General features: G+C 38.4%; 18 protein-coding genes. 8 read left to right on the forward strand and 10 right to left on the reverse strand.

The features are described 5' to 3' along the window. Positions 1-82: 82 nt before the first annotated feature. The 7 genes from pyrF to WD048_04790 form a co-directional block, all read right to left on the reverse strand. Positions 83-910, reverse strand: coding sequence for an orotidine-5'-phosphate decarboxylase (gene pyrF / locus WD048_04760; GenBank protein ID MEX0811507.1), 828 nt, complete (start codon positions 908-910; stop codon positions 83-85). Position 911: 1 nt separating this feature from the next. Continuing rightward, positions 912-1,193, reverse strand: a complete 282-nt coding sequence (locus tag WD048_04765) for a NifU family protein (protein MEX0811508.1) — start codon at positions 1,191-1,193, stop codon at positions 912-914. Positions 1,194-1,197: 4 nt separating this feature from the next. Further along, positions 1,198-2,304: an Mrp/NBP35 family ATP-binding protein gene (locus WD048_04770; GenBank protein MEX0811509.1), complete on the reverse strand. Its 1,107-nt coding sequence runs from the start codon at positions 2,302-2,304 to the stop codon at positions 1,198-1,200. A 14-nt stretch (positions 2,305-2,318) separates the two neighbouring features. Then, a complete protein-coding gene (locus tag WD048_04775) occupies positions 2,319-3,416 on the reverse strand; it encodes a hypothetical protein (GenBank protein ID MEX0811510.1) in 1,098 nt (365 codons plus the stop codon). Between the two features lie 93 nt (positions 3,417-3,509). Further along, on the reverse strand, positions 3,510-5,636 hold the full coding sequence (locus WD048_04780; GenBank protein ID MEX0811511.1) for an OmpA family protein: 2,127 nt from the start codon (positions 5,634-5,636) through the stop codon (positions 3,510-3,512). A gap of 37 nt (positions 5,637-5,673) precedes the next feature. Further along, a complete protein-coding gene (locus WD048_04785; GenBank protein ID MEX0811512.1) occupies positions 5,674-6,693 on the reverse strand; it encodes a PorP/SprF family type IX secretion system membrane protein in 1,020 nt (339 codons plus the stop codon). 28 nt (positions 6,694-6,721) lie between these two features. After that, complete coding sequence (locus tag WD048_04790) at positions 6,722-12,382, reverse strand: gliding motility-associated C-terminal domain-containing protein (protein ID MEX0811513.1); 5,661 nt, start codon at positions 12,380-12,382, stop codon at positions 6,722-6,724. A gap of 223 nt (positions 12,383-12,605) precedes the next feature. On the opposite strand from WD048_04790, the gene WD048_04795 reads away from it, so the two are divergent. The 5 genes from WD048_04795 to WD048_04815 all read left to right on the forward strand — a co-directional run bounded on the left by WD048_04795 (position 12,606) and on the right by WD048_04815 (position 15,685). Continuing rightward, positions 12,606-12,743, forward strand: coding sequence for a hypothetical protein (locus WD048_04795; GenBank protein MEX0811514.1), 138 nt, complete (start codon positions 12,606-12,608; stop codon positions 12,741-12,743). Between the two features lie 159 nt (positions 12,744-12,902). After that, the gene (locus tag WD048_04800) at positions 12,903-13,505 is read left to right on the forward strand and encodes a calcium-binding EGF-like domain-containing protein (protein MEX0811515.1); all 603 of its coding nucleotides are present in this window, start codon (positions 12,903-12,905) and stop codon (positions 13,503-13,505) included. A 148-nt stretch (positions 13,506-13,653) separates the two neighbouring features. Continuing rightward, the gene (locus WD048_04805; GenBank protein ID MEX0811516.1) at positions 13,654-14,454 is read left to right on the forward strand and encodes a hypothetical protein; all 801 of its coding nucleotides are present in this window, start codon (positions 13,654-13,656) and stop codon (positions 14,452-14,454) included. A gap of 95 nt (positions 14,455-14,549) precedes the next feature. Then, positions 14,550-15,161, forward strand: a complete 612-nt coding sequence (locus WD048_04810; GenBank protein MEX0811517.1) for a DUF4294 domain-containing protein — start codon at positions 14,550-14,552, stop codon at positions 15,159-15,161. Between the two features lie 119 nt (positions 15,162-15,280). Then, on the forward strand, positions 15,281-15,685 hold the full coding sequence (locus tag WD048_04815) for a nucleoside triphosphate pyrophosphohydrolase family protein (GenBank protein ID MEX0811518.1): 405 nt from the start codon (positions 15,281-15,283) through the stop codon (positions 15,683-15,685). 173 nt (positions 15,686-15,858) lie between these two features. Here WD048_04815 and WD048_04820 read toward each other — a convergent pair whose 3' ends face one another. Further along, entirely contained in the window at positions 15,859-16,029 is a 171-nt protein-coding gene (locus WD048_04820; GenBank protein MEX0811519.1) for a hypothetical protein, read from the reverse strand. Positions 16,030-16,078: 49 nt separating this feature from the next. Continuing rightward, positions 16,079-16,975, reverse strand: a complete 897-nt coding sequence (locus WD048_04825; GenBank protein ID MEX0811520.1) for a mechanosensitive ion channel domain-containing protein — start codon at positions 16,973-16,975, stop codon at positions 16,079-16,081. 75 nt (positions 16,976-17,050) lie between these two features. Between WD048_04825 and WD048_04830 the strand changes: the two genes are divergently transcribed. Continuing rightward, positions 17,051-18,025: a DUF3078 domain-containing protein gene (locus WD048_04830; GenBank protein MEX0811521.1), complete on the forward strand. Its 975-nt coding sequence runs from the start codon at positions 17,051-17,053 to the stop codon at positions 18,023-18,025. 72 nt (positions 18,026-18,097) lie between these two features. Here the strand turns inward: WD048_04830 and WD048_04835 are convergent, their stop codons facing one another. Continuing rightward, entirely contained in the window at positions 18,098-19,849 is a 1,752-nt protein-coding gene (locus WD048_04835; GenBank protein MEX0811522.1) for a T9SS type A sorting domain-containing protein, read from the reverse strand. A gap of 292 nt (positions 19,850-20,141) precedes the next feature. Between WD048_04835 and WD048_04840 the strand changes: the two genes are divergently transcribed. Further along, positions 20,142-21,584 (forward strand): LptF/LptG family permease, encoded by a 1,443-nt coding sequence (locus WD048_04840; GenBank protein ID MEX0811523.1) that lies wholly within the window; start codon positions 20,142-20,144, stop codon positions 21,582-21,584. 80 nt (positions 21,585-21,664) lie between these two features. Further along, complete coding sequence (locus tag WD048_04845) at positions 21,665-23,236, forward strand: glycosyltransferase family 39 protein (protein MEX0811524.1); 1,572 nt, start codon at positions 21,665-21,667, stop codon at positions 23,234-23,236. Positions 23,237-23,304: the final 68 nt, after the last annotated feature.

The raw sequence follows: 23,304 nt of genomic DNA on the forward strand, positions 1-23,304 counted from the left end.
ACCTTAGTTCGATAATTATTTAAGAGCTGAGCAATAAATAATTTCCGAACTCAGGTTGTTAATTCCCTTGATTCAGGACTTTTTATTTCACGAGACTATTTTCCCTGAGTAAAAGCTCCATTTCCTTCTGCATTTGAGCGGCTGCATTTTTTGCAGCTTCCTGAAAATCATTTCCCTTTCCAGCATAGATAATACCTCGGGAGGAATTTACCAGTAAACCACAATCTTTATTCATGCCTGCTTTGGTAATTTGCGAAAGACTGCCGCCCTGTGCACCTACACCTGGAACGAGTAGGAAGTAGTCGGGAACAATAGCTCTTATTTTTTTGAAAGATTCGGGGTGTGTGGCACCAACTACGAGCATTGTGTTTTCAGGAGTGCCCCATTCACTGATTTTTTTGGTGACTTTCTCAAACAGTGGCTGGCTTTCTTTATTGTTTTCATCGTATTGAAAATCTGCACTGCTTTTATTGGATGTTAAAGCGAGAATAATAGACCACTTGTTTTTATAGGCCAAAAATGGTTTTACTGTATCTTCGCCCATATAGGGAGAGAGTGTAATTGCATCAAATTTGAGTTTGTCAAAAAAAGCCTCTGCATATTTCTCGCTGGTATTGCCAATATCACCTCTTTTAGCATCTGCTATTTTCAGGATGTTTTCAGGAATGTAAGCTATGGTTTTCTCCATGCTTTCCCAGCCCGAGACTCCCAGAGCTTCGTAAAATGCAATGTTTAGCTTGTAGGCTACACAATATTCATGGGTAGCATCTATTATTGCTTTATTAAAGGCAAAAAGCGGGTCTTTCTCTTTTTTGAGATGTTCAGGAATTTTGTCAATATCTGAATCCAATCCAACAGAAAGAAATGATCGCTTCTTAAGTATTTGATCAATTAAAACCTGTCTGGTCATTTTACGATTGAAAGTTTGTAGTGGGTTTGGTCAGGTTAATTGCTACAATGGATTGAATTTCAGGCACTGCTTTTTTTACAGCCTCCTGAATGCCAGCACGCATTGTCATAAAGCTTTGCGGGCAAGTTTCACAGGCGCCTAACAATTTTAGGCGAACTACCTTATCAGCTGTGATTTCAACAATTTCAATATTGCCGCCATCTTTTTTCAGATAGGGGCGCATACTTTCCAATGCCCGATCTACTTCCTGCCAAAGTTGTGAGTATTTATTAAAATCTGACATGCGACTATTGATTTATTTCTACAGCCTTAGTGGCTGAAAGTGAGGCGTTTCTGATTGCTATGAATCGCTCAGCATTTGCTGCTAAGTTAATAAAAGATTTCCGTACAATTTCGTTCCCGTACAAAACACTTGGTTTTCCCTGGTCACCTGCTTCGCATAATTTTTCTTCAATTGGTATTTGTCCCAGAAAAGGCACCTCGTATTCTTCTGCAGTTTTGCGACCACCATCTTTACCAAAGAGGTAGTATTTTTTATCGGGAAGCTCAGCAGGAGTGAAGTACGACATGTTTTCTGCAATTCCAATTATTGGAACATTAATATTGGGCATTTGAAACATCCCAATCGCTTTTCTTGCATCTGCTATGGCTACTTCTTGAGGGGTAGTAACGATCACGGCTCCGGTAACCGGGATTGTTTGCACCAAAGTCAGGTGAATATCACCTGTGCCGGGAGGCAGATCGAGTATGAGGTAATCCAGATCTCCCCAAATACAATCGGTAACAAATTGTTTCAGTGCAGAAGAAACCATTGGCCCACGCCATACTACAGCTTGCTTTTCATCTATCAGAAATCCTATTGAAAGGCATTTTACCCCGTATTGTTCTATGGGCAATATGTAATGTTTGTCTTCAATTTTTTGAACCTTGGGTCTTTTGCCTTTTAATCCCATCATTAGCGGAATTGAAGGGCCGTATATATCTGCATCAATGAGCCCTACTTTGGCACCTGTTTTAGCCATGCTAATGGCCAGGTTTACAGCAATTGTTGATTTGCCAACACCGCCTTTTCCACTTGCTACTGCTATAATGTTTTTAACATTTGGCAGCATATCTTTTGCTTCTTTCCTGTTTGATGTTATTCTTGAATCAAAACTGATATTTATATTGTAATCATTGCCCCAATCTTGCTTGATGGCTTCTACGCAGTCTTGTTTGATCTTGTCTTTTAGCGGACAGGCCATAGTAGTTAGCACTACAGTAAAAGAGATTTTTCCGGGTTCAACTTCAATATCATCTATCATTTTCAAGCTCACCAGGTCTTTTTTAAAGTCGGGGTCTTCTACTCGTGACAGTGTTTTTAATAAGTTTTCTTTATTTATTTCTTGCATCATTAAATCAATTGCTATTAAAAATTATTTACTGGGCCGGCTCCACAACTTTCATAAACTGTAGAAGGCACCTGGTAAAAGATAAGTGATTCGTTGTTCAACTCAAAGAAACGAATGCTTTCTCCTGCAATTTGTTTTTTCTCTCCATGATAAAAGACATTTAGTTTGTTGTCTAAATCGGTATAGGCTATAATATCGTTGTCCACCTGCACCTCTCTTGGCTTATAATTGGTCAATTGTTGTGTTTTTCCTTTGTAGAAAACATGCAGAAAACTTCTGAGGTCGTAAAACAGCAGAAAGTTCTCATAGGTTTGATAAGATTTTGGCTCAATGTCTAAAACATCGTAAACCCTACCGTCATAAAAGGCCTTTAGCATATTTCTGTTGTCGATAAATGCCACAATATTCTCTCCAATTTTGTATGATTCTGGCGCGAAATTTTGTAGCGTATAAAACTGTCCACCATAATAACACGTGAAGCTGTTTACTCCATCTACATATGCTACGATATTTCTGTCAACTTGGAATGATAAAGGAGGATTTCCATATTCCAGGCTTATTACTTCACCATTTTTGTAGAGCTTGAATTCATTATTGATATCAATATACACCAGTGCATTGTCTTGGACTTTAAAAGTCTTCACCGGACGGTTTTCAAGAATATGCGTTTGCCCCTTGTAGAAGGCCTTGAATTCCCCATAGAAATCTACGTAAGCTACAATACTGTCTCCATAAGCATAGTCTCCTCTGAACTGTCCTATAAAATGCTTTTGTCCTTCTGATATGCAATAGACCTGATCTCCGGCATTTTGATAAACAACCAGATAATCGGTAGCGTCATATTTTACAGGGGCTATTTCCTGCACTGTTTGTGATTGTCCGTTCGCAAATATTTTAAAATTATTATAAGGATCAACATAAGCCACATATTCTTTTCCAACTTTAAAAGATTTGATCAAAATATCAGATTCCAGGTACATTTGTCCATTTTCAATTATTCTGAATCTATCGTATTGATCGATAAAAGCATTGAGGCATTTGGCTTCTGAATTGTTTTGGAAAAATAGGAGTAGTGCTGTTATTATTGCTGCGATATGATTGGTTTTACTGGACATGGAAGATTTTATTTATTGTGTTATAGCATAAAAAAAAGAAGGCTTAATTGATTTAAACCTTCTTTTTTCAATTTTGTTCTATGGGGATCAATTTTACTCAGCTGCTTCGGGATTTGTGTCAGAATAAATGACTTTAATCTCCAAGTACGGATCATTGGAATGAATAATAAATTCAACCCTTCTATTTTTGGCTCTGTTTTCAGGATTATCTGTTCCATCAGGGTTTGAGTTAGGAACCAGCGGTTCGGTTTTCCCTTTTGATATAATACTCATTCGATCTACTTCAACTCCTTTTTTAACAAGATAATCAGCAGCGGATTGTGCTCTTCGTTTTCCAAGGCGCATATTGTAGGCCAATGTACCTACAGAGTCAGTATGTCCTACTACATCCATTGTGAAGTCCTCATTTTCAAGAAGAATAATGGCTACGGAGTCTAAACTAAGCTTGGCTTTTTTATTGAGGTTCGAGCGGTCAAAAGCAAAGTGGATTCTTTTAAGTTTGATTTCTTTTTGCTCGATTTCTTCTAATAAGAAGGTCATTTCCAATGTATCTTTTGCTTCAATCTCATTTACATCAATACGTTCTTCAGCACCGAAATATCCTGATTTGGTTATATTGATTTGATATACTTGTTCGGGTTGCATGGTTAGCAGAAAGGGACCACTTTCCTTTGTAATTACATTTCCAATAGGGTTAAGCGTTTCTCCATCTACAGTGAAAAAATTAACATCAGCACCGGGAAGTTGTTTTTTTGGATCAGTTTCTGAAGCGACATAACCTTTTAGAATTACTTCTCTAATAACAGTTACTTGCCAAATATCATCACAGCATGTTTCGCTTTTCAATGAAAAACCACCTGGTCTATTTGATACTAAAAATCCGTCTCTTTCATTCGGTTTGATGCGGAAATACAAATCATCAACACTTGAGTTGATAGGATATCCTAGATGTTCTGGTTCGCTAAAATCTGTAGTACCTGCATCGCCTTGTGATTTATAAATATCAAAGCCACCAATACCAACTCTGCCATTAGATGAGAAGTAGAATTCTTTAAGTTCCGAATTGTAGTAGGGTGTTACTTCATCATAAGTAGTATTGATTGTAGGTCCAGCATTTTTCACTTCGCCAAACTCAAGACCATCTTTTGAGGTCGCATAATAAATATCTTTGCCTCCCTGTCCTTCATCTACTTCTCTGTTGGAAGAAAAATAAAGCACATAGTCTCCGTCTTCTGTTTGAGTAATTGCAGGATGTGTATCGCTGGATTTTTTCTGATTGATATTGTCCCCTAATCTTTTAGGTTCTTGCCATTTGCCATCTTTCTTTTCTGTGACAAATATTTCACATTCCAGATCAATTTTTCTTTTTGGTGTTTCACATTTGGTAAAATACATTTTATTCCCATCAGCAGTTAGTGAAGGATTTCCGTAGTGATAATCAATGGTATTTAAGGGTTCTTTCAGGGCTTCTATTTCTTGCCATGCCCCGCCTTTGTTTTCAGAGATAAAAATTTTAGATCGGTAATCTGTTTCTTGTTCGGCCATTTGGTTGATAGCTACAGCACTATCTGAACGAAAAGATGAAAAAAGCAAGTCGCCATCTCCGTAAAATTCAGGGCCGAAATCGGAATAAGGATTATTTACCTCATCACCGGCATTTTCCAGATTTACACGATCGGGGTCAGAAATAATGGAAAGTGCTAAATCACAGCCTTCAATTTCTCTTTCAGCGAGATTTTTATATTTTTCTTCATCCTTTCCGGCATAAAGCTTTTTAAATTCAGCAAGTGCTGTTTTAGCTTTTTCGTATTCACCATTGTGTTTCAATGTCAAACCGTAATACAAATTGGTATAAGGATATTTGTCAGCTCCTTTTTCAAGTAAAAGCTCATACCATTTTTGAGCAGCTTTAAAATCTCTGAGTTCGAAATTCAAATCAGCCAGTTTGTGTATGGCTTTGTCTTTATCAGGTTTATCCTGGTGAAATTCTTCATAATACTCGATCGCATTATAATTGCTTCCCCTTTTTTCCAGCTTTTTTCCAAGTTTGTATTTTTGGCGGGGAGAAATATTTTCCAGTTTTTCTTCTTTTTCCTTTTGAATCATTTCAATTCTGGAAAATCCTTTTTTCTCTTTTTCCTCTTCTTCCTGGGCAAATAGCACCAAAGGCAATGAAAGTAGGCTTGCTAATATTAAGATTGAAATCCTTTTAATTTCCATTATTTGTATTGTGATTTAGGTGTGGTAATTAATTTTTTTAGTAACGTGGGCAGAATAAATATAAGTTGTCATCAGTAGGCCTGATAATGTCTCCTATGTAGATCAGGGATATTTCCCAGGCATTATTTTGACTCACTCCATTGTTAAGATCTGAAGTTGTGACATCATAACTGAAACCAACTCTGAATTTGTTGTATTCTAATCCGGCCATAGCGATAACGGCATCTTCCCAGCGATACCAAGCTCCTAAAAACAAAGTCGCTTCTTTGCCTGGTTTTTCCATTACATGAATTCCGAAATTATTACCGAAATTAATCTCCCTTGCAGAGGCCTGTGATTGATAGTAAACACCGGGTAAAATACTCAGTACTTTGTGTACTCTCCAATCTAAACCACCATGCGCTACATAGCGCCTTGCAAGTTGATCATCTCCACCGGAAATAAAATCTTCTTTTGGTGTGAATAAGTGAAACAAGCTAAAGCCGGTAAAAATGGTGAAGTTTTTGCTCAACATTCCACTGTAAAACAAACCTGCATTAAAATCACCATAGGTAGCACTGTTGTTATCAATATTTACACCGTTTTGTGTATCTCCAAATCCACGACCGTCCCATTCTGATGCAAAATCAAGATTCTGCTGATCTAAGCGTTTTTGAACATAACCGCCCTGAATTCCAAGAGATAATTGATGGTTGCCTTTAGAACCTAATCCTTTGTGGTATGCAACTGAAGCCATAACCTGAAGGTGATTCCAGGTTTTGTCGTTTTGCATATCATTGGAGATCATAAGTCCCGCTCCCAGCGCATCCATATTATTACCGCCAATAATAAAAGGCATATCGAATGATCCGGAAGGAGTTCTGAAAAGTCCTTGCCATTGGTCGCGATAAATACCCGCTATCCGGTAACTTCCATTTACCTTACCTGTTAAAGCAGGATTAAGTGTTAGCGGAGATGCATAAAATTGAGAATAGTGAATGTCCTGAGACTTTACTTCCTGGAGCCCAAATATTAAGAAGGCTGCCAGACTGACGATACTAATTTTGCTAAATGTCATTTTCTAAATCTTTCTTTAGAGGTTAAAATTATCGAATCAAACTTACATTTCCAGTAATTGGAGGCAATTCTTCTCCACTTGCGTTCAAAACTACAACATAATAAATATATGTCCCAACAGGTTGTGGTTTTCCGTTATATGTGCCGTCCCAGCCTGTAGAAGGGGAGTCGTTGTTGTAAACCAATTCGCCCCAGCGATTGAATATCTGAAATGTTTTTACAGTTGAGGCTCCAATTACATCGAAATATTGATTGTCTGCATTGTTACCGTTTGGCATGAATGCATTAGGAAGCGCATATTCGCTATTGACAAGCAATAATGTTGTGTCTTCTGCCACGCATCCCGAACTACTGTCTGTAACTACTACAGTATAAATATTTTGTTGTTCTTCTGGAGATACACTTGGTTCTGCTGCATTTGGATCAGTAAGGCTTTCGTCTTCAGGGTCAGCAGTCCATACGTAGCCATAATCTCCTGAACCATTGCCCGTAACTGTAAGTACTGAAGATTCTCCTAATTCAATAATATTAGGATCAGCACTTGCTTCTACTTCAAAAGGAACTTCTACTACACTAAATTCATCGATATAACTACAGTTGAATGAATCTACAGCTGTTAGTGAGTAATTGCCGTGTTCAGTAATGGTAATTGACTGTGTAGAATCTCCGGTAGACCAGGTGTATTCAATGTATGCGCTACCAGCATCAAAATTTGTTGTAAATTCTGAGCATGTATTAATGTCTTCCAGCTCAAGCGGAGTTTCAGGGTATTGCTCTACACTTATACTGTCAGATGTAGTACATCCATTTGCATCCGTAGCGGTAACAGTATATTGATCTGAAATACTGACATCTATCAATGCAGTGGTATCACCATTTGGAGCCCATTCATAAGAAACATATATAGAATCATCCACACCAATTGTTACTGATTCATTGTAACAGTACATTTGATCGGGGCCTAATTCGATTGGTGTAACATTAAATAATGAAACAGTTACAGAAGCCTGTGCTTCACAACCGTTACTGTCAACTACGCTTACACTGTATTGTCCAGGATCAGTAACTGTAATACTTTGTGTGTTTTCTTCACCTGGTAGCCAAAAATAAGTTGCAAAACCCGGACTTGCTTCCAAGGTAGCCGGTTCACCGTCACAAATTGCGGTTACACCTGAAATTTCTACTTCAGGATCAGCGAATTCAATAAAAACACTGTCAGTTCCAGGACAAGAAAATTCATTTACAACTGTAACACTATAGAGGTCTGTTGTATTGACACTTAATTGTGGTGCATTACTGCTTACAGGTCCCCATGTATAATCATAAACCAAAGGTGTTCCGGGGTTAAGTATGGTGCTTTGACCAATACAATAGCCTCTGTCAGGACCAAGGTCAACTGCAGGACCATTGTTATAAGTAATGTAAATACTGTCTTCTGAAGTACACCCACTGGTATCTGTTATTGTTAAGCTGTAAAGTCCTTCGCTGCTTACAGTAAAGGTAGGGTCTGTAGTAATTCCATCACTCCACAAAAAGTCAAAATCATTGGCCGGAATACCAGGGTCAAGTGTGTAAGTTGTTCCTTCACAAATTACAGTATCATTGCCGAGGTTAAGATCAGCAGCTTCATTTAGAAGGAGGTTTACACTGTCGCTTGATGCACAGCCTATAGTATCTACAACTGTAAGTGAGTATGTTCCAGAAACAAATGCACTAATAGTACTGTCATTAGATGCATTGCTCCAGTAGTAATCGTAATCTCCTGATGGCCCTTCAAGTACAAAAGAATCAATATCACAGATAATGGTGTCGTTGGGAAGATTAAAGTCAGGAGCTACTCCTTCCTTAAGGGTTACTGTATCAGAATTTGCACATCCAAATGAATCTGTTACTTCAACAAAATATTCCCCAGCGCTATAAGCTACAAGGAAACTGTCTGTTGATTCATCGTTCCAGAAGTAAGAAGTATAACCTTCCCCTGCATTCAGTGTAATTGAATCGATAAAGCAAACTATTGAATCCATTAAAATATTTACATCTGGAAGTTCATTGATTGCAACTGTAATATTAAATTCTTCAGAACAACCTGTTACTGAATCTTCAATCAATACATTATAGGTAGTTGTAGTGTCAGGGAATGCTGTTACTTCAGCACATGTTCCACATGTTAAGCTTCCATTTGGAGTCCATGTAAATACATTGCCATCACCCCCAAGGGAAAGTGTTACACTATCACCGGCACAGATACTTGTATCAGAAGGAATATTTGTCGCAAAACTCGAAACACCGATAGTTACAGTGTCTTGAACAGTACATCCACCAACAAATGTATAATCAACTATATAATCAGTTGTAGTATCAGGGAATACAAAAGGATCTACAACAGTATCATTGCTTATATTGTAATTAGGTGTCCAAAGTACAGCAGCCTCACCTGAAGGTGCTTCACAAACATTAAAGCGGATATTTGGCCTTTGTGTATAGCTGGATGGAGCTGTTAAGCTACAGCCTATTGAACCATCTGCCCAGTCGTGCAATGAAGATGTATAACTGGTAGAACTGTACCTTACCTGGTCACTGCTTGTCCAGGCTGTATTGTTGAAACAAACTTCTATGATAATATTGGACACGCCATCCCAGTCAAAAGTATTGCTCAATGTATGCGTGTTCCAGCCAGTTGTGCTATTAATAGTAGAAGGACCAAAAACAGTTGTGAAGGATCCTGTCGCAAAACTTGAACTGGAAAGTTGGTTCAGGCTGGTACAACTCATTCTTATAGTATATCCAGAATAAGCTTGCGAACTGTTTTTTGTAGCTACATCCCAAGCCAAAGAAGTAATTGTACCACTTGTAATTCCGGCAGCGGCAAGTTCAGATGCCCGGAATAGGTATTGCACCCTACTATCTTCGTAAAAACCATAATAAGGTGTAGCGGAACTCGAGCTTGTTGTAGAATTACCAACTTGATATATAGCAGAAGGTCTGCCGGCACATTGGGTGCTATTGGCACCACATTCTAAATTTGCTGGTGGTGGATTTCCAGTAGCCTGTAGTCCCAGTTGCAAAGTATCTCCAGGATTACAAATAAATGTATCTCCGGGAGTAATTTCTATACCATAACCACCTTGAGGGGCTAAAGTAATTTCTCCCGAACCGTAACAAAGTGTATCCTGAACTTCTACCCGGTAAACTGTAGTATCATTAACTATGGTATAAGGCCTGGCTGAATCAGGTTCAGATACAGCGGAAGCAGGAGTCCAGCTATAAGTGTAGCCTGGGTCTGAAGGGTCGCAAATTGTAAAAGTGACATTGGGCAATTCAGAGTAACTGAAAGAAGGTGAAAGGGCACAACCATTGGATACGTTGTTTTGATAATTTCGAGCCATTGCAGTGTAGCCAACTGAAGTAGTAATTAGTTCATCATCCCCACCTGGTGCAGCTCCGCCTGGGTTGGTATAGCAAAATTCAATTACTATGTTTGATTCCCCGTCCCAATCATATTCCTGGAACTGGTATAAATTAAAGTTTAAAGTTCCTTGAAAAATATTGTAATTCTGAGGTCCCCAAACTGTTGTGTTAACGGGCAGAAAATTAGTGGTACTGAGATTGTCCTCTTCAGTACATCCCATTTTGATGGTCAGATTTTCATAAGTCCCGCCAAAACCACCGCCACTTTGAATAACAGCGGCTTCAAAAGCAAGTCTGTATATGGTTCCAGAGTTCATCCCCGCAGCTTTTAGATCAGATGCTCGGTAGAGTAATTGTGAGCGTCCCACATCATTAGAACCTGAAAAAGGAGAGGCGAAATAGGATGTGGAATCAGTGCCGACAGGCCTTTGAACAGGTATTCTACCCGGTCCACAACCTGTTATAGCAGGCCCGCAAGCTAAGGGGAACAGCTCTAAGTCGAAGTTGACAGTATCCCCGGGACAAATAACTTCTTTATCTGCAAGTACATTAACTTTTGGTCCTACGCCTACTACATTTAAAGTAATGGTATCCCTAATAGTACAGCCAGTATCTGAAGTTACTGTAAGGAACATATCCGTAGTAGTATCCACCAAAGCAGTTGGTGTAGCAATGAATGGATCATCTATGGCACTGGCAGGAGCCCACTCATAAGTATAAGGTCCCCATTGAGCGTCTGTTACTGCTTCAAGGTCTTGAGCTCCATTTCTACACACATTTATGGTGTCATTGGCAGGCAATACATCCAAAAGAAAATCAGGTACTCTTTCCACTACTATTGTATCAGTATTTTTACAATTGGAAGAAAGATTACTGGTTACAATGTATTCCTGGGTTTGCGAAGGCGATGCCAATGGTCTTCTAATGGTAGAATCTGAAAGCCCATCAGCAGGGCTCCATGTAAAACTGTTGCCACCAACTACATTTAGTTGAAGCGGACCACCAGCAGGACAGTATTGTAAATCCGGACCGGCAAAGGTTCCTGCTAATACAAAAATATTGACCGAAGTAATTTCAACTGCTTCAATAGGACATTGACTTTGGTCACCTGCTTCAATAACCAGCACATTGTTTCCTGTGTCGAGCCCTGTAGGCACCCAAGTAAAAGTCCCGAATAAAGTGTCTCCAGTGGCACTTGTATCTGTAACAAATGAAGAGCCTGGGATACCTTGTGCAGAATTGGTTAAAAGCACTAAATCATTGGTTCCGCCTGCTGTAGTATCTACAACATACATATGAAAGGTTAAACTGTCGCCCGGGCAGATTTCTATACTTGATGGCCCGGTAACAACGCCTCCGCTTACATTTGAGGTGTCTGGTGATACATTGTTAACCGGTTGATCTGAACAGTAACTGCTGTTAATAGATACCTGGATATCACGCATGGTAGAACCGACCAGAACCCCATTTCTGAATTCTTCAACCAGAATGGTTATTACCACAAACTGGTTTCCGGTTGGAGTAAAACTTATTTGGCCTGTATTGGGATCTACTGTAAACGGGGTAGATGTATTTAATGGGTTGCTCGGAGAGAATCCACTTACATATGGAATAGGTTGTCCATTATCCAATGGGTTTATAGATGTGAATACCAATGAATCTCCATCAACATCGACTGCCCCCTGGTTATAGTTGAACAAACGTCCTTCACAAACATAAGGTACGGGCAGGGTTGTAAATTGAGGTGAATTATTGCACCCAACAGTATTGTTTAAAGTAGTTTCTATATAAAGGTCTTGCGAAGCAGGACTCTGTAAGTTGGTGATATCCGGATTTCTACAGCAAAGATTATAAGCAATTGTCCAATCGGGGCATTGCGTATTAAGTTGTACTATACCAGAATAGGTATATTGTTCTACACCTAAAAATGAACCTGAACCACAATTACTTGAGGAAGCCAGGTTATCACATAATGGTGTAACATCCGCTCCATTTGGCACCAATTCTCCATCTACTAATATTGAATCTAACTGAGAAAGTGTTACCGATTGGTCAGCACCACAGCCACTTGGGCTGAATATGTTAACAGAAGCAGAATTAGGAGCACTAATTCCATCGCAGAACCGATAAAAATTCATTCTAATTTCAAAACTATCATTGCCAAGGCACACATAACTGATATCCGCACCCATCGCATGAGATGCTTTAACCTCTTGAGCAGTATTGACGAAAAAAAACAATCCTAAAAAACTCAGTGATAAGTATTTCAAAAAAGTATACATAGCATGTTAAATTTTCTTATTTATAGCAAGGTTCTGAAGTCAAAAGTACAAAAATATTCTCATTGCAAAGCCTATTAACCTGAGTTCAGAAATTATTTATTGCTCAGAATGCCAGAAAATAGTGAGATTCGACTGGAAATATTGATGGAATAGCGGGCTATTTTGAGATATTTCCAGGAAGAAGATTGCTGTTTTCTGGCATTTGAAATCCATAAAACGCAATTTGCTGCGTTGCATTCCCGTCCGCATGGAGCATCCGGGCGGATGCTTGGTTTATCCCGATAGACCTTCTCAAATGCGCCTTGCCTATTGCGTTTTCTTGCCCGAACCTGAAGGGGCGGGAGTGAATTTCCCCGACTAAAGTCCTGCCCGCCTGTCCCAGTTCGGGCAGGACTTTAGTCGGGCAGGTGAGCTCTTAAATAATTATCGAACTCAGGTTTTAAGCATTTTATTGAGAAAGATGATTTTCCTTCTTGCCGCTAAATTCTCTATTTTTGTAAAATATAATTCTGAGAAAATAATGAATTCCAAATACATTACCTATTTTTCTGTCCTATTTTTACTTTTTTTTTCTGCCTGTAAGGAAGAACCTTGTGAAGATGTGATTTGTGCCAATGGAATTCCACTACAAGATGGTTATGAATGTATTTGTCTTTGTGATCGGGGTTGGTTTGGGGATAACTGCGACAGGGAAGATCCTTGTCAGACTCAAACCATAAACTGTTACAATGGAGGGACTTGTGTAAATGGAAATTGTCTTTGTGATGTTGGTTTTGAAGGAGATACTTGTGAAATTTTAGTGCGCGATTATTTTATAGGTAATTATTCTGCCGCTTTGGAATGCCCCCCCGATGTTCAAAACATCAATTTTTCTATTCAGGCGCCCGATTCGCTTGTAAATGATGCTACTGAACTTGTGATTTTCAATTTGACCAATCAGGCATACTTGTTCGATGGCAGGGTCAATGAACAGGGAATTGTTCTTATTCCTCAGCAAAGTATTCAATCCGGCACTGTTATTATTGATGGTACTATAAGAAAAACAATAGAAGGCTTTACAATTGAATTTCAAAAAACGGATAGTGTAGGATCTCAATTTTGCACTATTAATATAGTAAAGTAAAGTAAAGTCAAGAGTGTTTTTATCCCCCATTTTTTAGCTTATCAATAGGAGTGAATTGATTTTAATAAATAATTTCAAGACTGCTAAGAAATTATTAAATCATCTCTACTTATTGTATATTCGCACTCTAACCAAAAACAAATAAAACATGAAAAATCTAAAATTATTTTTGCTATTGCTAATTCCTGCACTATTTGTTTTCACCGGCTGTGGTGAAGATGATGAAGACAAGGATTTGTCGCCTACAATTAATTTTCTCGGTGGATCTCAGTTTGTCAGTGATGATGTTACTGTTGAACCTGGGGATACCATTATTGTTGGAATTAATTCAAGTGAAAATTCCATTTCAGGTTCTAAGCTGAACAATTTTAAAGTTGAAAGACAATTGACAGGACAAAACAGCCCGGCAGTAGTAGTTGACTCATCTATCAATGAATCAACTTTCAACTTCACCGGAGGGTTTATTGCTTCTACTTCTGAAAATGTAGAGACTTTTACATTTACAGTTACTGACAAAAATGGAGAATTTGCTTCTGTTTCTTTTGTTGTAACTACTGAGGGTGCTACAACAGCTCTTGGTTCAGCTCAAAGTTTTACATGGGAGAGATGTGGCTCAACTCCTGGCACCGGTTTGTCCACGTTTGGACTTAAATGGGAGTCTAATACTGGTACTAGCGCAATTATTACAGAAGACGCTGATAAACTTGTTATCCTTACAGCAGCAGAATGGACTTCCATAACTACTCAAGAAGGTTTAGCAGATGCGGTTGATAATGGTACTGGAGTAACACAGTATAGTGATGTTTCTTCACAAGCTTCAGCGTCTTATGATGATGTTCTTGCAACTAAAAATGGGTCAAACTACTATTTAATTCATGTAACAAATGGTGTAGTAACTACACCGGCTTGTGGGACGAAAATTGTAATTACAGGTGAATACAAAGAATAATCAGTATTAAAAATATCAATACAAACCGCCCCAAACCCTGGGGCGGTTTTTTTTTGGCACTTTTTTTGAAATTAAGGCATTGCAAATAATATCTTATGAAATTTCAAAAGCCATTCCTCTTTTTTATCAGCCTCTTTTTTTCACTTATTGCTTCTGCACAATTGGACACCTTTAATTTTGCTGAACAGAAAATCATTGATGGTGATACGCTATTACTGCAAAGCATCCCCGAAGTAGAGATCGTAAACAAAGGCCGTTTTATGAGCAGCGATGAGCGTAGGCACTTTTACAAACTCAGAAGAAATCTGCTCAAAGTCTATCCCTATGCCATGTATGCCGTTGACCTCTACAATGATATACAGAATGAAACAGATGAGCTCCGCTGGCTTAAAAAGCGCAGATATATAAAAGACCGCGAAAAAGATGTGCGCGATAAATTTGAGGAGGATGTGCGCAATTTCACTAAATCGCAGGGACATTTGTTTGTACAACTGATCAATCGGGAAACCGGGGGCAATTGCTACGATGTTATCAGTGAAGTGAAAAGTGGCTTTGTGGCTTTTAACTGGCAGCGCATTGGCTTATTGTTTGGCTACAATCTCAGAGAAACCTATGATCCCAAAGCTGAAGAAAATGAAGATATTGAATTGATTATTAGAATGATTGAAAACCAACAGCCGGGTTATCTTACCAAGGTTTTGCATTAACCTGCAATTATCCCTTCATTCCGTTTGCAAACAGGCAACTGCTATCACTATGATATGATTATTGCCCCAGGTTTTTATATTTGCTGCATTGATGTTTCGAATAGCCTAAACCTGATAGAATGAAAAAACAAATAGAACAAGTAGGTGCTTTTCACAAAGCTTTTGGAGTCCCAAAAATGGATGTGCCTGAAATTCCCGATGCGCAAAGAGTTAAGTTGCGCATTAGTTTAATAGAAGAGGAATTAAGCGAATTAAAAGAAGGTCTTGAAAAGGAAAGTTTGATTGATGTGGCTGATGCACTTTGTGATATTCAATATGTGCTTCTGGGAACTGTGCTTGAATTTGGTTTGCACGATAAGTTTGAAGCTTTATTTAATGAAGTACACAGTAGCAATATGAGCAAGTTGGATGAAAATGGAAAAGCAATATACAGGGAAGATGGTAAAGTGATGAAATCAGAGCGGTATTTCCGCCCCGATCTCCAAAAAATTCTCGACAATTTTGCTGACCAAGATAAGGTATAACAACTTATCAAGTGCATGAATGTAATTTACGAATTCAGGTTTCTACTAAAATAGTCCGGTAAATTTTGCTTTGAAAGGATGCGCCCAAGACGACAAGTATCTCGGCAAGCCAAAACACACCCTTGTTGATATTTCAGGAAATTATAGTGGATTTTTATTACCGGACTATTGTACTAAAAAGCTCCATTTAAATCTTTAGAGTGTATGCTTTTTTGCAATTCAATAAGTTTTTTGAGGTAGGTATTTATATCACCCGATTTCAATAAGTTGTAAGCCTGGTTTTTAAGAATGAGGTATTGTTGTCTTAATTCCTGCATTTGGTCTTGTGCTACTTGCTCTTTCATGGCTTTTAGTTTTAGTTATTTGGTATAATAACAAATGCTGTGCCAAATCTCAATTTTTATTTAGGACAATGCTTTTTTCAGTTTCGGTTTTAATATGCACATCCCTTTGAGGAAAAGGAATTTCAATATCGTGTTCCTTAAATTTTTTGAAAATTTCATAATAAAGTTGGCTTTTCAGCCTGGAAGGGCGCTGTGTATATTTTGATGTCCAAACAAAAAGCTCAAAATCCAGTGAGCTATCTCCAAATCCTTCAAATATTACATCCGGTTCGGGTTCTTTTAAAACACCTTCATTATTTTTGATTACATCCATCATCACCTTGCGCACTTTTTCGGGATCTTCTTTATAGGAGACACCCACCGGAAATCTAAAACGCACCATACTGTCGTTGTGGCTCCAGTTGATCACGGTTTTTGAAATAAATTGTGAATTGGGGATTATCAAAGTGATATTGTCATTGGTGACAATTGTAGTTGCCCTTGCAGAAATATTAATAACATCACCTTTCATATCATCAACCTCTACTCTGTCACCTATTTTTATAGGGCGTTCCAGGAGGATAATAATACCTGAAATAAAATTATCCGTAATGTTTTGCAAACCAAAACCAATACCCACTCCCAAAGCTCCGAAAAGCACGCCCAGTGTACCGAGCTTTATACCTACGGAATCTAAAATCACAAACAGTCCGAGTAGGAGGATTATCCAACGAACCATAATGCCGATGGTGTTTCTAAGTCCACTGTCGGGAACTCGGTTCTTGAGTATTTTTTTGATCAAAAGACTTTTTACCCAGCCGGAAAGGATCACTACAAAACTAATTCCTGCTATTACGATCAGCATATTGGAAATTGTAAAGGAGTGATCGCCAACAGTAAAAAGGGGTTCGCTTAAAAAACTCAGTAATTCTTTAACTGTATCGAATGCTTCTTCGAGGTTTTTCATCTTAAATTTTTCTGTAAAAAATAGTTTTAGTCGCTTTTTTCAACATTTTTGCAAATTAAATTAAAAGCAAAAATTATGAGACACAAGTTAACAACACTTTTTCTTTTACTTAGTGTTTTAAGTATTTCAGTTTCAGCTCAAGATGCCGATGCTGAATCTGATACAGTTAAGCGTTGGCAATATGCCGGATTTGGAACTGCAAATCTCAATCAATCGGCTTTTGTCAACTGGGCAGCAGGGGGGGAGAGTTCTTTTGCGGTGTCATTTGTGGGAAATGTAAACTGGAGCTATACCCATAAAAAACACAAATGGGAAAATAACCTGGATATGTCTTATGGTATTCAAAGAATAGGGGGAGGAGACTATTTAAAAAATGAGGATAAAATTGATTTCCTATCCAAATATGGCTATGAACTTAAAAAGGAGAAGATTTTCGCCACCTTACTCACCAATTTCAAAAGTCAATTTGCCAAGGGCTACGAATTTCCTGATGACGGATCTCAAAGAATGGTTTCGCGTTGGTTGGCTCCAGGTTATTTGCTGACTTCTGCGGGTATTGATTTTAAACCTGTGAAATACCTCTCCATATTTGTTTCACCGGCCACCGGCAAATTTACTTTTGTAAGAGATCAGAATATTGCTAACCGTGGCACATATGGCAATCGTCCTGCTGTTTATGACGAAACTACCGGAGAATTGCTTGAAGAAGGAAAAACCACTCGTTCAGAATTTGGTGCTTATGTAAACATTATGTTTCAAAAGGAAATTTTCAAGAATGTAACAGTAATGACTAAATTGGATTTGTTCAACAATTACACAGACCCCAATAAGCCAAATCGAAAAAATATTGACATCAACTGGAATACAGTTATTGATATGAAAATCAACAGTTTTCTTAGTGCGAGTATCATGACCCAGTTAATTTATGACAATGATATATTGATTGATGTTACCGGTGATGGAAATCCGGATGGCCCTCGAACACAGTTTAAAGAAATTTTGGGCATTGGTTTGACTTATAAATTTTCCAACAAAGACAAAGAAGAATAGACCGGTACATTAAAAATGCGCATTTCTTTTATAGCAGAAATGCGCATCCTAACCAAAACCCATTTTTTTACCTTATTTCAGCAATACCAGTTTTTGGCTTTTGCTTATTTCATTTGATCTGACAGATATCTGGTAGATTCCTGCGGGCAAATGAGAAAGGTCTAAATTTATTTGTTCGTAATTGTTATTAATTGTATTGTTGCGGCTGTATACTCTTTTACCTTCTACACTAAAGATATCAACCTGATAAAGCTCGTCTAAATTGCTGCTGCTAATAGCCAGGCTTGTATTTTGGCTTGCAGGATTAGGAAACACAGAGATTTCAAAATCACTCAGCGTAGATGCAAATGTTTCGGGATAAGTCTCATTTTCTGATGTATTGTATCCAATCAGATCACTGAGGTCAAAGTCATTTAGCTTTTTGTAGTTTTTGCTTTGTGGCATTTCAGCATCAGCTACAACACGTATTTGATACTTTGTTGCAGGGCTTAGGCCATCAATTTTTGCAGCATTTCCATAAACCTGCTTTTGATTCCATTGTGCAGTTCCTTGTTTGCGGTACATTACATTGAAGTTGTTATGGTTGTTTACATTAGGATTCCATGCCAAATTGATTGAGTTGAGTGCTGTATCAGTGATAGTAACGTATCTGTTTCCATTAAAAACCGGTGTATCACCTTCATTTATAGTATTTCTACACTCACCCACTATATCATTAGGGAAATTAGGCAGGCCAACATTGGCTTGTTGTGTTCCCAGATGCAAGCCCAAATCCTGAAAATCTGAATCAGTTCCCTGGCGGTTTGGATCATTAATAACTGATAGATAAGAGCTTGACATCATTCTTGTGACATAGATTTTTCCATCGGGGCCCAGTTGCATTGCTCCAATTCCCGTAGCAGCGGTAGTTCCAATTATATTTGCTGAAATTGCTGGGTTAGGAAAGATCAGATTGAACTGGTAAATTTCCTTATCTAAAGAATTTCCTACATAAAGCATTCGGCAATTTGGGGAAAATTCTGCGGTATATCCTGCTATACCTAAATCTCTTGCATTTGTTATTTCTCCATTGCTGCTGTTGAAATCAAATAAGAAGGTGTAATCCGAAGTGGCATAAACCAGGTTTTCGCCATTTGCAGATGCTTTTAATGTACCAGCATCTGGACCTGCTACAGGGCCAATGGCAGAAGTAGTAACCCCTGAAATGCCACGTGCTGATAGATGATACACGTGAAAAGTATCGGTATTTAGTTTGTGGGCAACAACCCAGTAATCTTCTCCATTGGCATGCCTGATGGCTGTAAGAGATTCGTTAACACTATCTGTGATGGCTATTCCTGCTGTAGCAACATCACCCATGCCACCATCTAAGTTCATATCTATTACGGAGAATCGAAGTCCCCCCTGAGCATTGTTTTCCATACAATCTGTAGTGAACAGATAATGTATTCCAGGTGCTCCTGGATGATTGACAATTAAAGATGACTGAAGCGAGCTGTTACATCCACCGGCAGTGCTAAGATCGCCATTGGGCATAAGCTGATGTGCCTTGTTCCATACACCACCAAAATAGTTGTTGGGACTTCCGGGGCCACCATTGCTGTAAAACAGTAATTCACCCTGATGGTCACTTACCACAGCTGTGCCTTCAAATGAATTCATTGCGCCATTGTTTACAGATACTGGTAGGCCGTTTTGAAAACTTAATCCGGCTTCCTGACCAAAATACCAGTTATTGGCTTTTTTTGGGGATTGCGCAAACAAGAAAAATGGTGTGAAAATTAATAGACTCACCAAGCTGCTAAATATTTTATTGATCTTCATAATTAAGAGGCTTTTTATGATTGAATTGCTCGGTTTTACGTTGTGTAGCTTGAAAGGTTTCAAAAGGGTAAGTATAGACCAGATGGCTTTAAGGAATTGACTGTTCAGCTCGATACATATTCAGTGACAGTATTTTTCCTTGTTTATAAAAACTTAAGCTTCTATACTAAATAGAAAGTCTGTGATAGTAGAGTTTTTCATTGATGTAATAAAATGAAAGACTCAATCTTTATAAGTCGAATAATAGAACACTTAAATCCTTAAATTTGGCCTGTTTTATAATTACAGCATTGTGAAAATAATTGACAAGCTCATACTGAGGACTTTTGCAGGGCCTTTTTTCCTCACTTTTTTCATTACACTTTTCATTATTGTAATGCAATTTTTGTGGAAATATATTGATGACCTGGTAGGGAAGGGGCTGGAATGGTATATTGTATTTGAGCTGATCTTTTATGCTTCGGCATCATTCGTTCCACTGGCCTTGCCGCTGGCTGTATTGCTTTCTTCGATAATGACTTTTGGAAGTCTGGGAGAAAACTACGAATTGGTTGCATTGAAATCTTCCGGTATATCGCTTTTTCGTTTTATGCGGGTATTGATTTTTACAGTTGTTGGCTTGAGTTTCGTTGCCTTTTTCTTTTCCAATAATATTTTACCTATTGCCAATTTAAAATTTGGTGCATTGCTTTATGATATTCGTCAGCAAAAGCCGGCACTAAATATTAAAGAAGGCGTGTTTTACAATGACCTGGAAAATTTTAGTATTAAGGTCGGAAGAAAAGAGGAAGACAATCGCAGTATTCACGATATCATTGTTTACGATCAGACCAGTAAAAAAGGCAATGACAATATATTGCTTGCCGAATCAGGGGAAATGTTTACCTCTGTGGATGAGCGCTATTTAATTTTGCGGCTATACAATGGGCATCGCTATCAGGAAATGATAGATGGCAAAAAAGAATCAACCCACGAGCACTTGCGTACTTCCTTTGACACCTGGGAGAAAAAATTTGATCTTTCAGAATTTGCACTTGATCGCTCAGAAGAGAGTTTTTGGAAAAATCACTATCAGATGATGAACCTGAAGCAATTGCAGAGCTCTATAGACACACTGTATATGGATGTTGCAAAAAGGAGGGAAACGCTCAGTAGAAATTTCAGTAATTTTTTTCTTTTCAAAAAAGCGGAGTTCGATACCTTGCATGCCAATGCAAATATTGCTTTTGATACTATTCCTGAAAAATATGCTGCATTGTTCAATAACTCAAAAGCTGATGTCACAGAAAAACATGCGAGAAGAGCATTGAGTATGGCCAGAAATGTAAAGAGTTATATTGGAGTGTCTGTTCGTGATTTAAAACACAAAAGAAAATATATAGCCAAACACAATGTGGAATGGCATAGAAAATTCACGCTTTCTGTGGCGTGTTTGGTTTTGTTTTTCATAGGGGCACCACTGGGCGCTATAATTCGAATGGGTGGGCTTGGAATGCCCTTGTTAATATCTATTATATTTTTTGTTATTTTTCATGTATTTTCCATGAGTGGGGAAAAAATAGCGGAAAATGGAGGGATGAGCCCCTTTGCTGGTATGTGGTTGTCCACTTTTGTATTATTACCAATCGGGATTTTTCTTACTTACAAGGCTATGAAAGATTCTCCCTTGTTTGACGTAGGGTGGTATTACAGTAATATCAAAAGGATTTTACCTAAAAGATTTAATTCCGAGTGATGAATATTAATTCTTGATTAGTGAAAGCGGGAAATCCTATATTCTATGTATTAATATTTTGCTTTGCCAGCACCCTGTTTATGCATTCGCTGGGAAAGGTACATTTATTTGATTGGGACGAGATTAATTTTGCCGAGTCAGCAAGGGAAATGTTGGTTACCGAAAATTACGCACGGGTACAAATAGACTATCAGCCTTTTTGGGAAAAGCCCCCTTTGTTTTTTTGGATGCAGGCCGCTGCCATGAATATTTTTGGAGTAGGAGAGTATGCAGCCCGTTTGCCCAATGCTATTTGCGGGGTACTAACGCTATTGCTGATATTTTATGTTGGAAAACGCCTGGATTCGGTTTACCTGGGAGGCATTTGGGTGCTTTGCTATACCGGAGCATTTTTACCCCATTTCTATTTTAAGTCGGGCATTATTGATCCCTTTTTCAATTTCTTTATGTTTGCTTCATTGCTCTGTTTTGCCCTGTATTTTCGGCAAGCAAGATTGCATCTCGCAATTGCTGCAGGTTTATTTACAGGGCTTGCAGTACTCACTAAAGGCCCTGTAGGTTTATTGGTTCCTGCGCTGGTCGTTTTTTTGTATGTATTGTATAAAAAAGAATGGAAGAAACTGTTGAGCTGGCATGTTCCTGTATTTTTATTTTTACTGATTGCAGTGAGTTTTTTATGGTATGGTGTTGAGTTGATGCAAAACGGCTTTTGGTTTTTTGAGGCGTTTATAAGTTATCAATTGCGCTTGTTAAGTACTGAAGATTCAGGACACGGAGCTCCATTTTATTATCATTTTCTGGTATTGTTGATGGGTTGTTTTCCGGTGTCACTATTGCTTTTTCAGCCTAAAGCACAGCAGTATGGAAGAACTGAAGATGCACGGTATTTTCAATTGTGGATGTGGCTGTTATTGATAGTGATATTGTTGGTTTTTAGCCTGGTGAAAACCAAAATTGTTCATTATTCCTCATTTGCATACTTTCCCATTACTTTTCTGGCAGCTATTGTTTTGAGAAATCTTTGGGCCAACCCTGCATGGAAGCTAAAGTGGTGGGTAAAAATACTTTTACTGCTTTTGGGTATTCCCATTGGGCTTTCCTTTGCATTATTGCCCCTGGCTGCACAGCATCACTCTTTGTGGGTGCCACATATCAATGATTCTTTTGCAGCGGCCAATCTACAGGCAGAAGTTTACTGGCCCTTTTGGTGGATTATTTTCGGATTGTTTTTTTTACTGGCTTTAGCAGTGATATTTGTGCCGCCTGTAAGGAGAAATGTAGGGCAGCGTTTTGTGTTTTTTTTAATAATAAATACACTGATTATTCAAGCGCTTATGACACTTTATGTGCCAAAAATAGAAGGGTATAGTCAAAGAGCTGCTATAGAATTTTACAAAACATTGCAGGGAAAGGATGTATACGTGGAAGTGTTGGGGTATAAGAGCTATGCACATCTTTTTTACAGCAGGAAACTGCCGGAACAGAGTGTGCCGCCTGATGAACGACATTCTTTATTACAGGGCAGAATTGATAAACCTGCATATTTCGTAACTAAGACTGGAAAAGAGGAAAAATACCTTAAAAAATATCCCCTCAAATTGCTCTATGAAAAAAACGGCTTTGTTTTTATGAAGCGACTTCCTCTGGATTGAACCCGGATTATGCATTGGGACTTTGTCATGCCCGCCTGAATGACTTTAGTCGGGCAGGAAGCTTGAAA

Source organism: Chitinophagales bacterium (assembly GCA_040877935.1).
Lineage (GTDB): Bacteria > Bacteroidota > Bacteroidia > Chitinophagales > CAIOSU01 > JBBDNB01.